This is a genomic window from Lysobacter antibioticus HS124, from assembly GCF_000336385.2.
GTDB classification, from domain to species: domain Bacteria; phylum Pseudomonadota; class Gammaproteobacteria; order Xanthomonadales; family Xanthomonadaceae; genus Lysobacter; species Lysobacter firmicutimachus.
This window is the reverse complement of record NZ_HG424455.1, coordinates 15,763-33,056: the sequence shown is the minus strand read 5'-3', so window position 1 is coordinate 33,056 and position 17,294 is coordinate 15,763. Positions and strand designations below refer to the sequence as shown.

The window sequence follows — 17,294 nt, the reverse complement described above, 5'->3', positions numbered from 1 at the left end:
GAGGTTTGCGCCGGGCTGCTCCGCACAGGCCCTCCCTGGCCTGGCTGCGCACGGGCCGCATCCCTGCCGCCCGCCCTTCGGGGCTTCAGGGCGTTCTCGCGAGTTCGCTGCGGCGCCAAGCTCTTTACGGCAACGGCAACGGCAACGGCAACGGCAACAACAGCAACAGCAACAGCAACAGCAACAGCAACAGCAACAGCAGCTGCAAAGTTCTGGACGGCGACTCGCGCCTTCGTGCTACGGCTGGCGGCGCTCAGTCCACCGCAGCGAACTCTTCGCGGGTCAGGTTGACCGGCGCGGCCTCGGTGCAGACCACGTCGTCTTCGATGCGGATGCCGCCGTACGGGCGCCACTGTTCGATCCGGTTCCAGTCGACGCTGTCGGCGTGTTCGCCCTGCTTGAGGCCCTGCAGCAGCAAGTCGACGAAGTACAAGCCCGGCTCGATCGTCACCGCCATGCCCGGTTCGAGCACGCGGGTCAGGCGCAGATAGGGGTGCCCGGCCGGCTTGTCGATGCGGCCGCCGCGGTCGGAGGCGGCGAAACCGGCCACCTCGTGCACCTGCAGGCCGATGCCGTGGCCGATGCCGTGCGGGAAGAACACGCCGCTGACGCCGGTGGCGACCGCGGCTTCGGGCGAGGTCTTCAAAACGCCGAAGTCCTTGAGGATGCCGGCCAGGGCCAGATGCGCGTCCAGATGCAGTTGCTTGTAGTCGAAGCCGGCGCGGACCTGGTCGCACATGCGCCGTTGCGCGAGGTCGACCGCGTCGATCAGGGCCTGGAACTCGCCGTCGCGGTCGGCGGCGTACGTGCGGGTGATGTCGCAGGCGTAGCCGACGTGGCTGGCGCCGGCGTCGATCAGGAAGCTGCGCGATTGCGCCGGCGCTTCGCGGTCGAGTTCCATGTAGTGCAGCACCGCGCCGTTCTGGTTCAAGGCGACGATGTTGCCGTAGGGCAGTTCGTTGGCGTCCTGGCGCGCGGCGGCGCAGTAGGCCAGGTGGATGTCGAATTCGCTGGCGCCGGCGCGGAACGCGGCTTCGGCGGCGCGGTGCGCGCGCACGCCCTTGCGCGTGGCCTCGCGCATCATCGCCACTTCGTAGGGCGTCTTGAACGCGCGGTGGTACTCCAGGTAATCGATCACCGGCGGCGGATTGTTCGGCGCGAACGCGCCCAGCGCGCTCTGCGGCTCGCCGAGGATCGCGCAGCGGGCGGCGTCGGCGGGCAGATGCGCCAGCGCCTGCTGCGGCTCGCGGATCACGATCACTTCGAAGTGTTCGACCCACCAGCCGCTCGGCGCCTGCGGCACCACGTGCCAGTAGTCGAACGGTTGCAGATAGACCAGCTTGGGCTTGGCGCCCGGCGTGAACACCAGCCAGCTGCCGGGATTGCGCACCAGCGGCACCCAGGCCTTGAACTGCGGATTGACCGCATACGGGTAGTCGCGATCGTCGAAGACCTGATAGTGCAAGGTGCCGCTGGGCACCACCAGATGATCGAAGCCGCCGCGTTCCAGCGCGGTTTCGGCGCGGCGCTGCAGTTCGGCGACGTGCGAGGCGTACAGGGCGGACGGATCGGCGGAGCGGTCGGAAGCGGTCATTGCGGGCGCGGACTGGCGGGGACGGGGGCTATTTTGCGCCCTCGCGGCCGGCAGTGCCTGAAGCCAGGAGTCGGCGGATAGGCCTCGGCCAAAGCGGCGGCGGCCGGCTTTGCGCGGTTTGTCCGTTGGCCCTGCGCCCCGGTCCCGGCTCGCGACTGCGCCGCTGTCGTCCGCTACTCGTAGTTGCCGCCCGGCGAATCCAGCCAACGCCGCAGATGCTGCATGCCGTTCTCGGGCACGCAGATGAAGCGGAAGCCGGCCCAGGTCTGGCCGGGCATGCTGGCGCGGTCTTGCCACAGCAGGTGCGCGCCGACCTCGATCGGCGGCTGCTGCGCCGAGTCGCGCAGATCGAAGCGCAGCTGGTACAGCGCGTCCTCGGTCAGCGGCGCGCTGGCGATCAGCATCATGCCGGTCTCGGACAGATTGCCGAGGTGGCCGATCACGGTCTCGGTCATGGTGTCCACGACCTGCACGGTGTCGGCGATGCGGCGCCGGCGGGCGCGGCGGAAAGGATCGTTCATGCGCCGTCTCCGGCATCGTGGGGCTTGGCGCCGAACCCGCGCAGCAAGTCCAGGGCCGCGTGCCAGGCGCGCTCGACCAGGCCGCTGCGTTCGGCGGCGACCACCCGCGCCTGATCGCGCGCCATCATCCGCGCCAGACTGTCCAGCGATTGCTCGCCCACGCGCTGGCCGCGCTGGTTCACGAACAGGGCGTTGTCGGTGACGGTGCTGAACCAGGACAACCGTCGCCGCACCACGTCGCCCTGTTGGTTCTGTACGAATTCGAACCAGGTGCCGAACGGCAGAGTGCGGATCCGCTCCCAGCAGTCTTGCTCGGCTTCGTTGCGCGGCGGCAGCTCGGTCCGCACCGGAGCGGCTTCTTCGCCGAGGCGGCCGCGCGCGCGCAGCTTCATCGCCAGTTCGGTGCGCGAGGCCGCGTCTTCGCCCGGCGCGGCGCCCAGGCTGAGCTGGTGGGCGATCGCGCGGGCGTCGTCGGCGTGGTAGCCGACCAGGCCCAGCGCGTGTTCGATGTCCGCTTCCAGCCCTGCCGGCGCGGCCGGGCCGGTTTCGCCGTTGTTGGCGGCGACGATCTGCCCGGTGATTTCGAGCTGGCGCCGCCAGGCTTCGGAGTCTTCGCCGTGGCGCAGCAGGGTGAGGGTCAGCACATCGGCCCAGGCCTGGTTGAGCAGGCTCTGGACGAAGCGCGGCAGGCGCTGGTCGGCGCTGATCGATTCGACCGTCTCGGCGGCGCGGCGCTTGGCCAGTTCGAGCTTTTCCTTGCCGCGCGCGGCCTCGACGTGGCGGCGTTCGGTCACTTCGGCCTTGCGGTTCAGCGTCTGCAATTGCTCCTGCAGGCGCTGATTGGCGTAGTCGAACGCGGCCTCGCCGTCGCTCAAGTGCGTGGCGACATGGTCGACCGCGCGGTGCAGCGGTTCGAGCAACTGCGGATCGACATCGTCGTTCGGCGTCCAGCGCGCGCCGGCTTCGGCGACGGTGTTGAGCAGCTGCAGCGCCGGGTTGCTCTGCTGGCCGAGCAGCGAATGATCGCGCAGCGCGGCGTGCAGTAGCGGGGCCTGCAAGCGGTTGAGCAGGGCGGCGATGTTCGAGTCGCCGCGCAGGCGGTGTTCGATTTCGTCGTAGAGCAGGTCGAGCAGTTCGAACACGTCGCCGTCGTCGCGCGACAGCGAGGTGCCGGCCTGGGCGCGGCTGAGCACGGCCTGGCGCAACTCGGCGATCTTGCGCAGCCGCTGTTCGCCGCGCGGCAGTTCCTGGTCGGCCCGGGTCAGGGCATCGAGCACTTCGCCGGTGTCCAGCGCGATCGCGGTCGGCGGCTGGCCGGGAATGCGCGGACGCAACCGGTCGACCAAGCCGCGGCGCTCGTCCAGCCAGCGCTGCAGGGTGGCGAACTCGTCGCGGTTGCGCTCGGCCGGCGCGGCGGCGTTGCGTTGGCCGAGCCAAGCGGTGTGGGGGCGCGGTTGTGCGGTGCCCGGGGCGGTCTCCGCCGGCGCCGCGCGCGGTTTGTCGGCGGCGGCGGGGTCGACGGCGCTGCGGTCGCGGGTGGTGCGCAGCGGCACGAACGACAAGCCGGGCAGCACGTTCTCGCGCGCCAGCAGGGCGTTCATCTGCTCGACCAGGTGGGCATAGCCCGGCATGACCTGCTGGTCGAACACCCGGTACAGATCCAGGCGCGAGTCCAGCCCGATCTGCAGCGGCTGGCAGGCGTCGGCGAAGATCCGGCCCAGCCGGTGCGGGCCGACCGGCAGGCGCTCGGCATCGAATGCCGGGCCGCCGGCCAGCACCCCGAAGCGCTGGCCGAGCAGCATCAGGCCGAGGCTGGAGCGCGACTCCTGGCGCACGGCGATGTTGCGCAGGACGGTGTCCTCGTCGATTTCGCTGTCGTCGAGCAGGCGCAGGTCGCCGAAGCTCGGCGTGCCGGCCTTGACCGCGCGCGGGGGCGGCTCGCGCACCCGGGTCAGGGCGGCTTCCAGCAGGACCAGGAAACGCGGGATCAGGTCGGCGCGGCGCAGCCGCACCAGGCGCAGGGTTTCCAGATAGCCGGCTTGCAGACTGGGGAGGCGGGCCTGATCGGCCTGGCGGAACAATTGTTGCTCGAACTCGGCCAGCATCCGCTCCAGCGGCGGCGCGGTCTCGTCGCTGATCAAAGCGTAGAGCTGTTCCAGCGCCCGGCGCACGCGACGCGGCAGGGCGGCCGTGGCCAGGGTGGGCCGCGGCGGCGAAGCGTCCAGAGGGTCGTACGTGGCGGGCATGGGAATTGGTTGCAGACGACCGCGAGATATAACCACGCCTCCCGGGCGCTCGCCAGCCCGAATCCCGTGTGCGGGAGCGGACGGGCGCGACAGCCGATAGGAGGCGGCCATTCGCAGCAACGGCTTGAGGGGGGAGCGGCGGCCACCGCGCGCGCCGCATTGCGCATTCCGGCGCGAACGGTCCGCGCTATCCGGGCGGGGGCGAGTCGGACAGGAACAAGGCGACGACGTCGTTGGTGAAGCGGCGGCCGAGTTCGGTCGGGCGAACCCGCTCGCCGTCACAGTCCAGCCAGCCGGCTTCCACGGCCTGCCGCAATTGCGGCGCGATCGCCGGCCGCGCCAGCCCGGTGCGCGCCTCGAAATCGCTCAAAGCGAAGCCTTCGACCAGGCGCAACAGGTTCAGCATGTACTCGAACGGACGCCGCGCCGGGTCGATCCGGTCGTCGCCGCCGATCGCCGCGGCGCTGCCGGCGGCGGCCAGGTACTGGGTCGGATGCTTGTGCTTCCAACGCCGCAGGATGGTCTGCTCGGCGCCGAGAGTGATCTTGCCGTGGGCGCCGGCGCCGATGCCCAGGTAGTCGCCGTAGCGCCAGTAATTGAGGTTGTGCGCGCAGCGCCGGCCTTCGCGCGCATAGGCGCTGACTTCGTATTGCGCATAACCCCGCTCGGCCAGCAGCGCCTGACAGTGCTCCTGCATGTCCCAGGCGCCGTCCTCGTCGGGAATCCCCTGCGGCGGGCGCGCCGCGAACACGGTGTTGGGTTCCAGGGTCAGCTGGTAATGCGAGATATGCGCCGGCTGCAGGGCGAAGGCGCGCTCCAGGTCGCGCTCGGCCATGGCCAGGGTCTGGCCGGGCAGGGCGTACATCAGGTCCAGGTTGAGATTGTCGAAGCCGGCGTCCTGGGCCAGCTTGACCGCGGCCTCGGCCTCGCCGCTGTCGTGGATCCGGCCCAGCCGGCGCAGGCAGTCGTCGTCGAAGCTCTGGATGCCGAAGCTCAGCCGGTTGACCCCCGCGGCCTTGTACAGCTCGAAGCGGCCGTGTTCGGCGGTGCCGGGGTTGGTCTCCAGGGTGATCTCGCAGCCCGGCGCCAGGCGCAGGCGTGCCCCGGCGCCCTGCAGGAAGCGGTCGATGAATTCCGGCGGGAACAGGCTCGGGGTGCCGCCGCCGAAGAACACGCTGTGCACGGGCCGGCCCCAGACCAGCGGCAGGTCGTGCTCGAGGTCGGCGAGCAGGGCGTCGACATAGGCCTGGAACGGCAGCGCGCCGCGGCCCTCATGGGAATTGAAGTCGCAGTACGGGCATTTGCGCACGCACCAGGGCAGGTGCACGTACAGCGACAGCGGCGGGGTGCTCAGGGCGGGGTTGGCGGAGGTCTGGCTCAACGGCTTGCGGCCGGCCGCTCGGGCCGGCCCGAGAAAAGGACACAGGCCGACAGCTTACCGGTCGGCGGCCGTACCGTAGCGATACGGCGCGAGCAGGGCGCGCAGATTGGCGTCCAGGCCGACCTCGGGGCGGGCGCGCACGACCTGGCGGACGATGGTCGCCAGCGGCTCGGCGCGGCCGTCGCCGGACATGTCGCCGTCGAAGATCGCGACCGTGTTCCAGCGCCGGTGCGGCGAGGGTGCCAGGCGCAGTTCCAGGGTCGAGGTCAGGCGCAGGCGCCCGTCTTTGGCCCGATGCAGGGACATGGACACCACTTCGGCCGGTTCGAAGCAGCGGCTGCGGTGGCCGCTGGTGATGTTGGCGTAGCGGATGGTGCCGACCCCGCCGTCGGCGTCCAGGCTGACCCGCTGGATCGCCGCGAGGGCGACCAGGGCGACCAGGGCGGCCAGCAGCCACAGCGCCAGTTCTAGGTCCGAGCCGAAGCTGTGGCCGCTGCGGCTCAGGCCGTCGTGGTGGATCCAGATCGCGATCGGCATCGCCAGCAGGTACAGCACCGCCACCGCCAGCACGGTGTGGCCGCCGGCGCGGAACAAGCGCCGGTGCGGGGCGGCGGTGCGGGCCAGGCGGTTCACCCGCGCAGCTCCGGCAGGCGCGCGCGCAGGGCGGCCAGGGCGCGCGCGCGGTGGCTGACCCGGTTCTTGAGCTCGTCCTCGATCTCGCCGGCGGACACGCCGTACTCGGTATCGAAGAACACCGGCTGGTAGCCGAAGCCGCGATCGCCCTGGCGGGCGTGCAGGATGCGGCCGTTCCAGACGCCCTCGGCGATGATCGGGCGCGGGTCGCCGGCATGGCGCAGCAGCACGATGACCGCGTAGAAATGCGCGCTGCGCTGTTCGTCGGGCACGCCGTGCAAGGCGCCGAGCAGCTTGTCGATATTGGCCTGGGCGTCGCCGTGGCGGCCGGCGTAGCGGGCCGAGTACAGCCCCGGGGCGCCGCCGAGCGCGTCGACGCAGATGCCCGAATCGTCGGCCAACGCCGGCAGTCCGGTGACGGCGGCCGCATGACGGGCCTTCAGCAGCGCGTTCTCGACGAAGGTGCTGCCGGTTTCCTCGATGTCTTCGACCCCCAGATCCGTTTGCGCCACCAGTTCGATCCCGGTGTCGCCGAGCAGGTCGCGCAGTTCCGCCAGCTTGCCGGCGTTGCTGCTGGCCAGCACTAATCTCATGCCTTCGGTTCCAGCAAATCCCAGCGGTTACCGTACAGATCTTCGAATACGGCGACCGTGCCGTAGGTCTCGGCGCGGGGAGATTCCAGGAAGCGCACGCCGTACGCGAGCATTGCGGCGTGGTCGCGGGCGAAGTCGTCGGTGTGCAGGAAAAAGCCGACCCGGCCGCCGGTCTGGTCGCCGATCCGGGCGCTTTGCGCGTCGCCGTCGGCGCGCGCCAGCAACAATGCGGTTTCGGCCTGCGCGCTGGGCGCGACCCGCACCCAGCGCTTGCCGCTGCCGAGGTCGACGTCGTCGAGCAGGACGAAACCCAGGCGCTGGGTGTAGTAGGCGATGGCCTGGTCGTAGTCGCCGACCACCAGGGTCAGGCTGCCGAGGATGCGATGCATGGGCGCGGCTCGTTCGGGGAGGGCCGGCCAGTGTGCGCGCGCCGTTGCCGCGGCGGCAGCCCCGCGCGGCTGCGCACACGGTCCGGCCTTGGCCGGAACCGGTGCGCGGTTTCGGTGTGTTTCGTTGCCGGGCCGGCCTCAGCCGGCCAGCGCTTCGCGTTGCTTGGCGATCAGTTCGGCGATCCCGGCTTCGGCCAGGACGAGCAGGCCGTCGAGTTCTTCGCGGCGGAACGCGTGGCCTTCGGCCGTGCCCTGCAGCTCGATGAAGCCGCCGCCGTCGTTCATGACCACGTTCATGTCGGTGTCGCAGTCGCTGTCCTCGGCGTAGTCCAGGTCCAGCACCGGCACGCCGCGGTAGACCCCGACCGAGACCGCGGCGACCGCGCCGAAGATCGGGTCGCGGTTGATTTCGCGCCGCGCCTGCAGCCAGCGCACCGCATCGACCAGGGCCACGTAGGCGCCGGTGATCGCGGCGGTGCGGGTGCCGCCGTCGGCCTGCAGCACGTCGCAGTCCAGGGTGATGGTGCGCTCGCCCAGCGCCTTGCGGTCGATGCAGGCGCGCAAGGCGCGGCCGATCAGGCGCTGGATTTCCAGGGTGCGGCCGCCCTGCTTGCCGCGCGCGGCCTCGCGGTCGCTGCGGGTGTGGGTGGCGCGCGGCAGCATGCCGTACTCGGCGGTGACCCAGCCCTCGCCCTTGCCGCGCAGGAAGGCCGGCACTTTGTTGTCCACGCTGGCGGTGCACAGCACCCGGGTCTGGCCGAAGCTGACCAGCACCGAGCCCTCGGCGTGGCGGGGGTACCCGCGCTCGATCCGGACCTCGCGCATCTGCCCGGCGGCGCGACCGCTGGGACGGGCGACCGGGCCGGCCGGGGGCGGGGCGGGGGCGGCGAGGGGACCGGTCATGGGACGAAGTTACCGTTTTGAGGGCCGGCGAGTTTACCATTCACCCCCCGTAAGGCTCGGAATCAGCGAATGATTCGCAGCATGACCGCCTTCGCCAGCGGCGAACGCGCGACACCCTGGGGCACGCTCGGCTGCGAGTTGCGCTCGGTCAACCACCGCTTCCTCGAACTGGGCGTGCGCCTGGCCGACGAGCTGCGCGTGCTCGAACCGGCGTTGCGCGAGCGGATCGGCGCGCGCCTGAGCCGCGGCAAGCTCGACCTGACCCTGCGCCTGCGCGCGCCGGAAGGAGGCGATGCGCTGCAGCTCAATCCGACCCGGCTGCGCGAACTCAGCGACCTGGCGATCGACCTGTCGGCGCGCTTCCCGGCGCTGCGCACCGAGTTCACCGAATTGCTGCAGTTCCCCGGCGTGCTGCAGGCGCCGGCCGCCGACCCGGCGGCGCTGCAGGCCGAGGCGCTGGCCCTGCTCGACGGCGTGCTGGACGAGTTCGTCGCCTCGCGCGAACGCGAGGGCGCCAAGCTCGCCGCGGTGATCGCCGAGCGCGTCGACGGCATCGCCCGCATCGCCGGCGAAGTGCGCACGATGATGCCCGCCATCCGCGCCGGCCAGCGCACCAAGCTGGAAACCCGCCTGGCCGACCTGGCCCAGCCGGCCGACAACGGCCGCCTGGAGCAGGAACTGGTGTTGTGGCTGCAGAAGCTGGACGTCGACGAAGAGCTCGACCGGCTGGATTCGCACGTCGCCGAGGCCCGCCGCGTGCTCAAGCTGCGCGAAGCGGTCGGCCGCCGCCTGGATTTCCTGCTGCAGGAATTCAACCGCGAGGCCAACACCCTGGGCTCCAAATCGGTCGACGCCCGCAGCTCCGCCGCCGCGGTCGAGCTCAAGGTGCTGATCGATCAGGTGCGCGAGCAGATCCAGAACATCGAGTAGCCGGGAATGGGGATTCGCGATTCGGGATTCGCCAGGAGCGGATTCTCGTCGCCGGTTCCTTTCCCGCCAGCCGCTTTGCCAATCCCGACTCCCGAATCACGAATCCCGGCCCCAATGCGCGGAACCCTCTACATCGTCGCCGCCCCCTCCGGGGCCGGCAAATCCAGCATCGTCAACGCGGTGCTCGCGCGCGACCCGAACATCCGGTTGTCGATCTCCTTCACTTCGCGCCAGCCGCGTCCCGGCGAGCGTCACGCCGAGCACTACCACTTCGTCAGCGCGCAAGAGTTCGAAGCGATGGTCGAGGCCGGCGACTTCTTCGAGCACGCGCGCGTGCACGGCGACTGGAAGGGCTCGGCGCGGCAGTCGGTGGAGCCGTTCCTAGCCGCCGGCAAGGACGTGCTGCTGGAAATCGACTGGCAGGGCGCGCGCCAGGTGCGGGCCAAGGTGCCGGACGCGGTCAGCGTGTTCATCCTGCCACCCTCGCGCCAGGCCCTGGAGTCGCGCATGCGCTCGCGCGGCCAGGACAGCGAGGAAACCATCCGCCAGCGCCTGGCCGCCGCGCGCGAAGAGATGTCGCACTACCACGAGTTCGACTACGTCATCGTCAACGAGGTCTTCGATACCGCGGTCGACGAGATGTGCGCGATCTTCCTCGCCAGCCGACTGCGCCGCGAGCCCCAGGTGGCGCGCCATTCGCGCCTGATCACCGCGTTGCTGACGGACGAATAGGTTGGTTGGAGAGGCGGGATTGGGGATTAGGGATTAGGGGGGGGGCTGGTGTGGGCCTCCCGGGAGGGGCTGGCCGCGGCGGTGGCCGATACCCCGCCCGAGCCCCGCTCCGGCTTTCCCTCTAAAAGGGGCCGGCTAAGGGGGGGCTCTTCTCCGGGTCGAGTTTCGACCGGTCGACGGGTCGCGACCGCTTGCTAACTGATTGATTGCTAAGGCCTTGCCGGCGAAAACCTTGCTTCGGCCGGCGCGGGCCTCTAAAATCCCCGGTCCCCAACCGCTTGCAAGACGGCCGCACCGGCCGCAGGAGCCCCATGGCCCGCATCACCGTCGAAGATTGCCTGGAAGTGGTCCCGAACCGCTTCGAACTCGTCATGCTGGCCGCCAAGCGCGCCCGTCAGCTGGCCAACGGCGTCGAACCGCAGCTGGACAACAGCGAAGCCAACGACAAGCCGACCGTGCTGGCGCTGCGCGAAATCGCCGCGCGCCAGGTCAACCCGGACTACATCGATGCGGTCGAGAAGGCCGAGCGCGAGCGCAAAGAGCGCGAAGCCCTGGAATGGGCCGCGGCCGAAGTGGTCGCCGACGACGACCTGTCCAAGGGCGACGACTGATCTCCCGGTCCGCGCATCGCGCGGGCGCCGGCATCGCGAAACGGCTCCGCTGCGGCGGGGCCGTTTTCGTTTGCGGCTCGGACCGGTCGGGTCTGCGGGATCGGTCCTGCGGGCGGCCTGGGCAGGCCGCCGCCATTGGCCTAGCTGAACCGCAGCGCGCGCCGTGCCCGCCGCGTCGGCCCGACCGCTTGCGCCGTTCGCGGCCGGCGCCACCTTTGAAACCGTCGATCGCGTTGCTTCCTGCGCCTGAGCGCGCGTAAATTTCCGTAATGACTCCTGCCGAGCCCGCGCTTACCGTCTATCCCGCCGCTCCCGAAGACACGGAGCTGCCGGACTACGTGCGCGAACTGGAATTGGCCGCGCACTATCTGCCCGAACCGCAGCGGCAGCTGCTGCGCCGCGCCTGGGCGGTCGGCGCGGCCGCGCACGCCGGACAGACGCGCAAATCCGGGGAGCCCTACATCACCCATCCGGTCGCGGTGGCCAAGGTGCTGGCCGACCAGGGCCTGGACGTGGAGACCCTGGTCGCGGCGATCCTGCACGACACCATCGAAGACACGCCGCTGACCCGCGAATGCCTGGCGACCGAATTCGGCCCGACCGTGGCCGAGCTGGTCGACGGCGTCACCAAGCTGGACAAGCTGCAGTTCCGCGACCGCCAGGAAGCGGCCGCGGAAAGCTTCCGCAAGATGCTGCTGGCGATGGCGCGCGACTTGCGCGTGATCCTGATCAAGCTCGCCGACCGCCTGCACAACATGCGCACCCTCGGCGCGCAGAGCGCGGAAGCGCGCGAGCGCATCGCCCGCGAGACCCTGGAGATCTACGCGCCGATCGCCCAGCGCCTGGGCATGAACCTGATCAAGGCCGAGTTGCAGGACTTGGGCTTCCGCGCGCTGCATCCGTGGCGCCATGCGGTGATCGAAAAACGCATCCGCACCCAGCCGGTGGTGCGGCGCGAGTCGCTGGTGCAGATCGAAGCGCATCTGGCCCAGCGGCTGGCGAAGGAGAAGCTTCAACATCGGCTGATCAGCCGGGTCAAGTCGCCGTGGAGCATCTACACCAAGATGCATCACGAACATAAGAGCTTCAATCAGGTGATGGACGTGTTCGGCTTCCGCGTGGTGGTGCGCAGCGTGCCGGACTGCTATCACGCGCTGGGCGTGGTGCATTCGGCGTACAAGCCGCTGGATTCGCGCTTCCGCGATTTCATCGCCATTCCCAAGGCCAACGGCTATCAGTCGCTGCACACGGTGCTGTTCGGCCCTTACGGCTCGCCGGTCGAGGTGCAGATCCGCACCGAGGACATGGACCTGATCGCCGAACGCGGCATCGCCGCGCACTGGTCGTACAAGCACGGCGGCGAAGGCCCGAACAGCGCCCAGTCGCGCGCGCACAGCTGGATCGCCAGCCTGGTCGAGTCGCAGCGCGCGACCGGCTCGTCGCTGGAGTTCCTGGAGAACGTCAAGGTCGATCTGTTCCCGGACGAGGTCTACCTGTTCACGCCCAAGGGCGACATCATGTCGCTGCCGCGCAATTCGACCGCGCTGGATTTCGCCTACGCCGTGCACACCGACGTCGGCAACCGCGCGGTGGCCGCGCGCGTGGACAGCAAGCTGGTGCCGCTGCGCACCAAGCTGGCCAGCGGCCAGCGGGTGGAGATCATCACCGCCAAGTCGTCCACGCCCAAGCCGCAGTGGCTGGAATTCGTGGTGTCGGGCAAGGCCCGCACCTCGATCCGCCAGCAGCTCAAGCAGCTCGAACACGAGGATGCGGTCCAGCTCGGCCACCGCATGCTCGACCGCGCGCTGGAAGCGCTGGAGACCTCGCTCGATCGGATTCCGGCGCTGCGCCTGGAAGGCTATCTGAGCGAATACCGTTACCCGCGCCTGGAGGCGCTGCTGGCCGACATCGCGCTGGGCAACCGCATGCCCAACCAGGTCGCGCTGGCGCTGGCGCGCGAGGCGCCGGGCAAGTCGCGCGGCCGCGCCATCGACCGCGCGCGCCTGCCCGAAGACAAGATCCTGATCACCGGCGCCGAGCGCGGCGTGATCAGCTTCGCCAACTGTTGCCTGCCGTTGCCGGGCGACGAGATCATGGGCTACCACACCGCCGGCAAGGGCATCGTGGTGCACCGCCTGGACTGCCCCAACGTCGCCGACTACCGCAAGTCGCCCGACCGCTGGGTCGCGATCGGCTGGGACCGCCAGGTCTCCGGCGACTTCTCCGCCGCGCTGCGGATCGAAGTCGACAACCGCCCGGGCTCGCTGGCCCAGGTCGCCGCCGCGATCGCCGAGGCCGAATCCAACATCGACCGGGTCGAGTACCTGGAACGCGACGCCAACATCGCGATCATGCGTTTCGCGATCGAAGTCAGCGACCGCCGCCACCTCGCCGACGTCATGCGCCGCGTGCGCCGCTTGACGGTGGTGTTGGGCGTGCAGCGGATGTGAGCGTCGGCGGCTTTGCCGCCGCCGCCGGGATTGGGGATTGGGGATTCGCAAGAGCGGGATTTGTGATTCGGGATTCGGGATTGGCAAAGGCGGCATGTACCGGCGTACGCTCTTGCTCCTGGCTTTAGCCAATCCCGAATCCCCAATCCCCAATCCCGGCCCCAAACCATGTCCCGAGAAATCATCCACACCGACCAAGCCCCGGCCGCGATCGGCCCGTACTCCCAGGCCGTGCGCGTCGGCGACACGGTGTATCTGTCCGGCCAGATTCCGCTCGACCCGGCCAGCGGCCTGGTCATCGAGGGCGATATCGAGGCGCAGGCGCATCGCGCGTTCCAGAACCTCAAGGCGGTGTGCGAAGCCGCCGGCGGCTCGCTGGCCGACGTGGTCCGGCTCGGCCTCTACCTCACCGACCTGGGCGCGTTCGGCAAGGTCAATTCGGTGATGGGCGAGTACTTCAACCCGCCGTATCCGGCGCGCTCGACGGTCGAAGTCTCGGCCCTGCCGCGCGGCGTCGGGTTCGAAGTCGACGCGATCCTGGTCCTGCGCTGAGCCGCAGCGTCGAACACCGCTCGAAACGACGGCCGCCCACGCGGCCGTCGCGCTTTACGCTCCGGCAATCCCGAATCCCGAATCCCGAATCCCCGCTCCGCGAATCCCTAATCCCCAATTCCCAATCCCCGCCCAGACAAAAACCGCTCGCGCAAGGCGCGCGGCGTTTCGCCGGTCAGGCGCTTGAAAGCGCGGCGGAAATCGCGCGGATCCTTGTAGCCGACCGCGGCGCCGACCGCGGCGATGGTCGGCTGGCGTTCGCGTAGCAGGGCATAGGCCCGGTCGATGCGCAGGCGGTCGTGGATCTCGTGGAAGCTGGTGCCCTCGCCGGTGAGCTGGCGGCGCAGGGTGCGCTCGCTGACGTGCAACTGCGCGGCGATACCGGCCAGCTTGGGGTCCTGGGCCAGTTGCGCGCGCAACAGGCGTTCCACCGCGGCGGTGACTTCGCCGGGCAGCGGGCCTTGCGGCATCTGCGCCTCGCACAGCGCCAGCACCTGGCGCGAGGCGATCGGGTTGTGGGTCGGCAACGGCGCGGCCAGCCACTGCGCATCCAGCACCAGCCGGTCTTGCGGCTGGGCGAAGGCGAGCGGGCAATCGAACACGTCGCGATAGCGCGACTCGTAAGGCGGGGCCGGGTAGCTGAACTCGACCCGCAGCGGCCGCAACCGCTCGCCGACCAGGCCGCGCGCCAGCGCCAGGCAACTGCTGAAGAACTCTTCGCAGACGAAACGGTGGATCGCCGGGTAGGTCAGGGTCATCCGGCCGGCCAAGGCCAGGGTGCCGGGCTCGGACGCGCTTTCGACGAAGCGCATCAGGCTGCCGACCACCGGGGTGAAGCGCAGGCCGATCTGCAGTGCGTCGCCGAAGGTCGGCGCGGTGGTCATGGCCAGGCCGAGCAGGCCGAAGTTGCCGATGTGCTGGGCGTGGCCGATGTCCAGGCCGATGCTTGCCGGCAGCACCCGCAGCGCGCGTTCGATCACCACCGCGGTGGGGCGGTCGGGCAGGCGCACGCCCGGGTCGCTGACCTGGGCGCGGCTGAGCCCGGTACCGGCGAACCAGTCGTCGCTGGGCGCGCCGAGCCGGTCCGCGGTTTCCAGCAGACCCCACAGCAGGTTCGGCGACATCATCGCGATGTCGTCCTGGGGTGGGTCCCGATCGGATGGCTGGCGCATCTCCCCACGCTCCTGGCCGCACGGTTGACCGCGATTGCCCCCCTAGTGTGCCGCATCCGCCCTCACGCGCGCTCACGGCCCCGGCGGAGACTCCTGGCTTAGCCGTGCGGGGGCACGGAGCGATGCGGACCGGCGTCGCATCCGCGCACCGCAAGCCAAATCCGGAGAGACCCATGAGCCCGCCGATCCGCGCTTTCGCCGTCGCCGTCCTCGCCGCCGCCGTGGCCGCCGCCTGCGGCCCCGAGCAGGCCCAGCACACGCCCACCGCGCAAGTCGCCGCCGGCGACGCCGCGTTCGCCGAAGCCTTCCGCACCCGCCTGCTCGACGCCAAGCCCGGCGACGTGATCGAGGTGCCGCCGGGCCGGCACAGCTTCGACCGCAGCCTGACCCTGCGCGTGGACGGCGTGACCATCCGCGGCGCCGGCCCGGACAAGTCGGTGCTGAGCTTCAAGGGCCAGAAGGCCGGCGCGGAAGGCCTACTGGTCAACGCCAGCCGCTTCGTGCTGGAGGACCTCGCCATCGAGGACAGCAAGGGCGACGGACTCAAGGTCAACGAGGGCGAGCACATCACCATCCGCAACGTGCGGGTGGAGTGGACCGGCGGCCCCAGCACCAAGAACGGCGCCTACGGCCTGTACCCGGTCAAGACCCGCAACGTGCTGATCGAGAACTCGGTGGCGATCGGCGCCTCCGACGCCGGCATCTACGTCGGCCAGTCGCGCGACGTGATCGTGCGCAACAGCCGCGCCGAGTTCAACGTCGCCGGAATCGAGATCGAGAACACCGTCAACGCCGACGTCTACGGCAACGTCGCCACCAACAACACCGGCGGCATCCTGGTGTTCAACATGCCGGCGCTGTCGCAGCAGGGCGGCGCGATCCGGGTGTTCCAGAACAAGGTCTACCGGAACAACACCGCCAACTTCGGCGCCAAGGGCACGCCGGTGGCCAGCGTGCCGGCCGGCAGCGGCATCGTGATCAACTCCAACGACGACGTCGAGATCTTCGACAACGAGATCAGCGACAACGCCACCACCAACATCATCGTGTCCAGCGTCTATTCCACCGGTTACAAGGACGACAAGGCGTCGAAGGATTTCGATCCCTATCCCGAGCGCATCGCGATCTACGGCAACCGCCTGTCCGGCGGCGGAGACTCGCCCGACGGGTTGGACCTGAAGGCGCTGAAGACCGCGATCTACGGCCTGCGCGGCCGTTTTCCCGACGTGCTGTGGGACGGTTACGCCAACGCCAAGCTCGCCGGCGGCCCGCAGATCTGCATCCGCGACGTGTCCGGGGTGATCGACGCCGACGGCCCCGGCGGCTACAAGAGCCCGAGCCAGGACACCAAGCGTTACGACTGCGCCCTGCCCAAGCTGCCGGCCATCGACCTCAAGCGCGGCTGATCGATGCGAACGAACGCGATGGGCCGCGGTTGGATCGGGTTGTTGCTGTCGCTGTGCCTGGCGGCGTGCGCGCGGGAAGCCGCGCCGCCGCCGGTGCGCTTCTTCGCCGAAGGCCAGCCGGCGGATCTGGCCGAATGGAACCTGCTGCGCGTCGCCGACGGGCGCCTGCGCCTGAACCGGGGCGTGATGCCCTACGACCTCAACACGCCGCTGTTCTCCGACTACGCGCACAAGCTGCGCACGGTGTGGATGCCGCAGGGGCAGGCCGCGGCCTACGACGCCGAGCGCGCGTTCGACTTCCCGGTCGGCACCATTCTCAGTAAGACCTTCTACTACCCGCGCGGCGAGGGCGATACGGTGTTGCGCAGCGCCGACGACGGCCCGGACCTGCGCGGCGGAGGGCTGGAGCTGAGCAAGGTGCGGCTGGTCGAAACCCGGTTGCTGGTGCGGCGTCGCGAGGGTTGGATCGCGCTGCCCTATGTCTGGAACGAACAGCAGACTCAGGCGCGGTTGATGCGCGCCGGCGAGTTGGTGCCGTTGCGCTTGACCGGCGCCGACGGACGCAGCGAACCGGCGCAATATCAGGTGCCGGACCAGAACCAGTGCGCCGGTTGCCACGGCACCGACATGAAGAGCAAGGCGCTGCAGCCGATCGGACCGAAGGCGCGCCAACTCAATCGCGATTTCGCCTACGACGACGGCTTGGCCAATCAGATCGCGCGCTGGACCCGCGCCGGCTACCTGCGCGGTGCGCCGGCGCCGCAGGCCGCGCCGCGCGCCGCCAACTGGCGCGACCCGGGCGCGCCGCTGGATGCCAAGGCGCGTGCGTACCTGGACGTCAATTGCGGCCACTGCCACAGCCCGAGCGGGCCCGGCAACACCTCCGGCCTCTGGCTGGACGCGGCCACTCGCGAGCCGCTGCGGCTGGGGCGCTGCAAGCTGCCGATCGCAGCGGGCAAGGGCACCGGCGACCGCCGCTACGGCCTGGTGCCGGGCAAGCCGGACGAATCGATTTTGGTCTATCGCATGCTCAGCGACGATCCGGCGGTGATGATGCCGGAACTCGGTCGCAGCGTGGTGCATGCCGAGGGCGTACAACTGATCCGCGATTGGATCACCGCGCAGCAGGGGAGCTGCGGCTAGGCGCCCGGCGGTTGGGGAACGCGCCGAATACGCGCGTT

General features: G+C 70.0%; 16 protein-coding genes. 7 read left to right on the top strand and 9 right to left on the bottom strand.

The features are described from left to right. Positions 1-253: 253 nt before the first annotated feature. The 8 genes from pepQ to rph form a co-directional block, all read right to left on the bottom strand. A complete protein-coding gene (gene pepQ / locus TX83_RS03870) occupies positions 254-1,594 on the bottom strand; it encodes a Xaa-Pro dipeptidase (protein ID WP_064746615.1) in 1,341 nt (446 codons plus the stop codon). Between the two features lie 173 nt (positions 1,595-1,767). Further along, positions 1,768-2,115 carry a PilZ domain-containing protein gene (locus TX83_RS03865; RefSeq protein WP_064746614.1) on the bottom strand — a complete coding sequence of 116 codons (348 nt, stop codon included), beginning with the start codon at positions 2,113-2,115 and terminating at the stop codon, positions 1,768-1,770. Continuing rightward, complete coding sequence (locus TX83_RS03860) at positions 2,112-4,361, bottom strand: DUF1631 family protein (RefSeq protein WP_064746613.1); 2,250 nt, start codon at positions 4,359-4,361, stop codon at positions 2,112-2,114. The genes TX83_RS03865 and TX83_RS03860 overlap by 4 nt, the downstream gene beginning before the upstream one ends. 187 nt (positions 4,362-4,548) lie before the next feature. After that, entirely contained in the window at positions 4,549-5,742 is a 1,194-nt protein-coding gene (gene hemW / locus TX83_RS03855; protein WP_064746612.1) for a radical SAM family heme chaperone HemW, read from the bottom strand. A gap of 54 nt (positions 5,743-5,796) precedes the next feature. Further along, positions 5,797-6,375, bottom strand: coding sequence for a hypothetical protein (locus TX83_RS03850; RefSeq protein ID WP_064746611.1), 579 nt, complete (start codon positions 6,373-6,375; stop codon positions 5,797-5,799). Continuing rightward, entirely contained in the window at positions 6,372-6,968 is a 597-nt protein-coding gene (rdgB, locus tag TX83_RS03845) for an RdgB/HAM1 family non-canonical purine NTP pyrophosphatase (RefSeq protein ID WP_064746610.1), read from the bottom strand. Before rdgB ends, TX83_RS03850 begins: the two co-directional genes overlap by 4 nt. After that, positions 6,965-7,357, bottom strand: coding sequence for a VOC family protein (locus tag TX83_RS03840; protein ID WP_064746609.1), 393 nt, complete (start codon positions 7,355-7,357; stop codon positions 6,965-6,967). The genes rdgB and TX83_RS03840 overlap by 4 nt, the downstream gene beginning before the upstream one ends. A 138-nt stretch (positions 7,358-7,495) precedes the next feature. Next, positions 7,496-8,260 (bottom strand): ribonuclease PH, encoded by a 765-nt coding sequence (gene rph / locus TX83_RS03835; protein WP_064746608.1) that lies wholly within the window; start codon positions 8,258-8,260, stop codon positions 7,496-7,498. 69 nt (positions 8,261-8,329) lie between these two features. Between rph and TX83_RS03830 the strand changes: the two genes are divergently transcribed. From TX83_RS03830 to TX83_RS03810, 5 genes are all read left to right on the top strand, one after another. After that, a complete protein-coding gene (locus TX83_RS03830; RefSeq protein WP_064746607.1) occupies positions 8,330-9,190 on the top strand; it encodes a YicC/YloC family endoribonuclease in 861 nt (286 codons plus the stop codon). Positions 9,191-9,304: 114 nt separating this feature from the next. Further along, a complete protein-coding gene (gene gmk / locus TX83_RS03825; RefSeq protein ID WP_064746606.1) occupies positions 9,305-9,922 on the top strand; it encodes a guanylate kinase in 618 nt (205 codons plus the stop codon). Positions 9,923-10,233: 311 nt separating this feature from the next. After that, a complete protein-coding gene (rpoZ, locus tag TX83_RS03820) occupies positions 10,234-10,533 on the top strand; it encodes a DNA-directed RNA polymerase subunit omega (RefSeq protein ID WP_057946389.1) in 300 nt (99 codons plus the stop codon). Between the two features lie 269 nt (positions 10,534-10,802). After that, a complete protein-coding gene (locus tag TX83_RS03815) occupies positions 10,803-12,983 on the top strand; it encodes a RelA/SpoT family protein (RefSeq protein WP_064746605.1) in 2,181 nt (726 codons plus the stop codon). 168 nt (positions 12,984-13,151) lie between these two features. Beyond that, positions 13,152-13,535: a RidA family protein gene (locus TX83_RS03810; RefSeq protein ID WP_064746604.1), complete on the top strand. Its 384-nt coding sequence runs from the start codon at positions 13,152-13,154 to the stop codon at positions 13,533-13,535. A gap of 107 nt (positions 13,536-13,642) precedes the next feature. Here TX83_RS03810 and TX83_RS03805 read toward each other — a convergent pair whose 3' ends face one another. Then, a complete protein-coding gene (locus TX83_RS03805; RefSeq protein ID WP_079248029.1) occupies positions 13,643-14,707 on the bottom strand; it encodes an AraC family transcriptional regulator in 1,065 nt (354 codons plus the stop codon). Between the two features lie 173 nt (positions 14,708-14,880). Here TX83_RS03805 and TX83_RS03800 point away from each other — a divergent pair, with 173 nt between their 5' ends. Both TX83_RS03800 and TX83_RS03795 read left to right on the top strand, forming a co-directional pair. Further along, positions 14,881-16,113 (top strand): parallel beta-helix domain-containing protein, encoded by a 1,233-nt coding sequence (locus TX83_RS03800; protein WP_064746602.1) that lies wholly within the window; start codon positions 14,881-14,883, stop codon positions 16,111-16,113. Positions 16,114-16,116: 3 nt separating this feature from the next. Then, entirely contained in the window at positions 16,117-17,256 is a 1,140-nt protein-coding gene (locus tag TX83_RS03795; RefSeq protein ID WP_261370005.1) for an SO2930 family diheme c-type cytochrome, read from the top strand. The last annotated feature ends 38 nt before the right edge of the window (positions 17,257-17,294 follow it).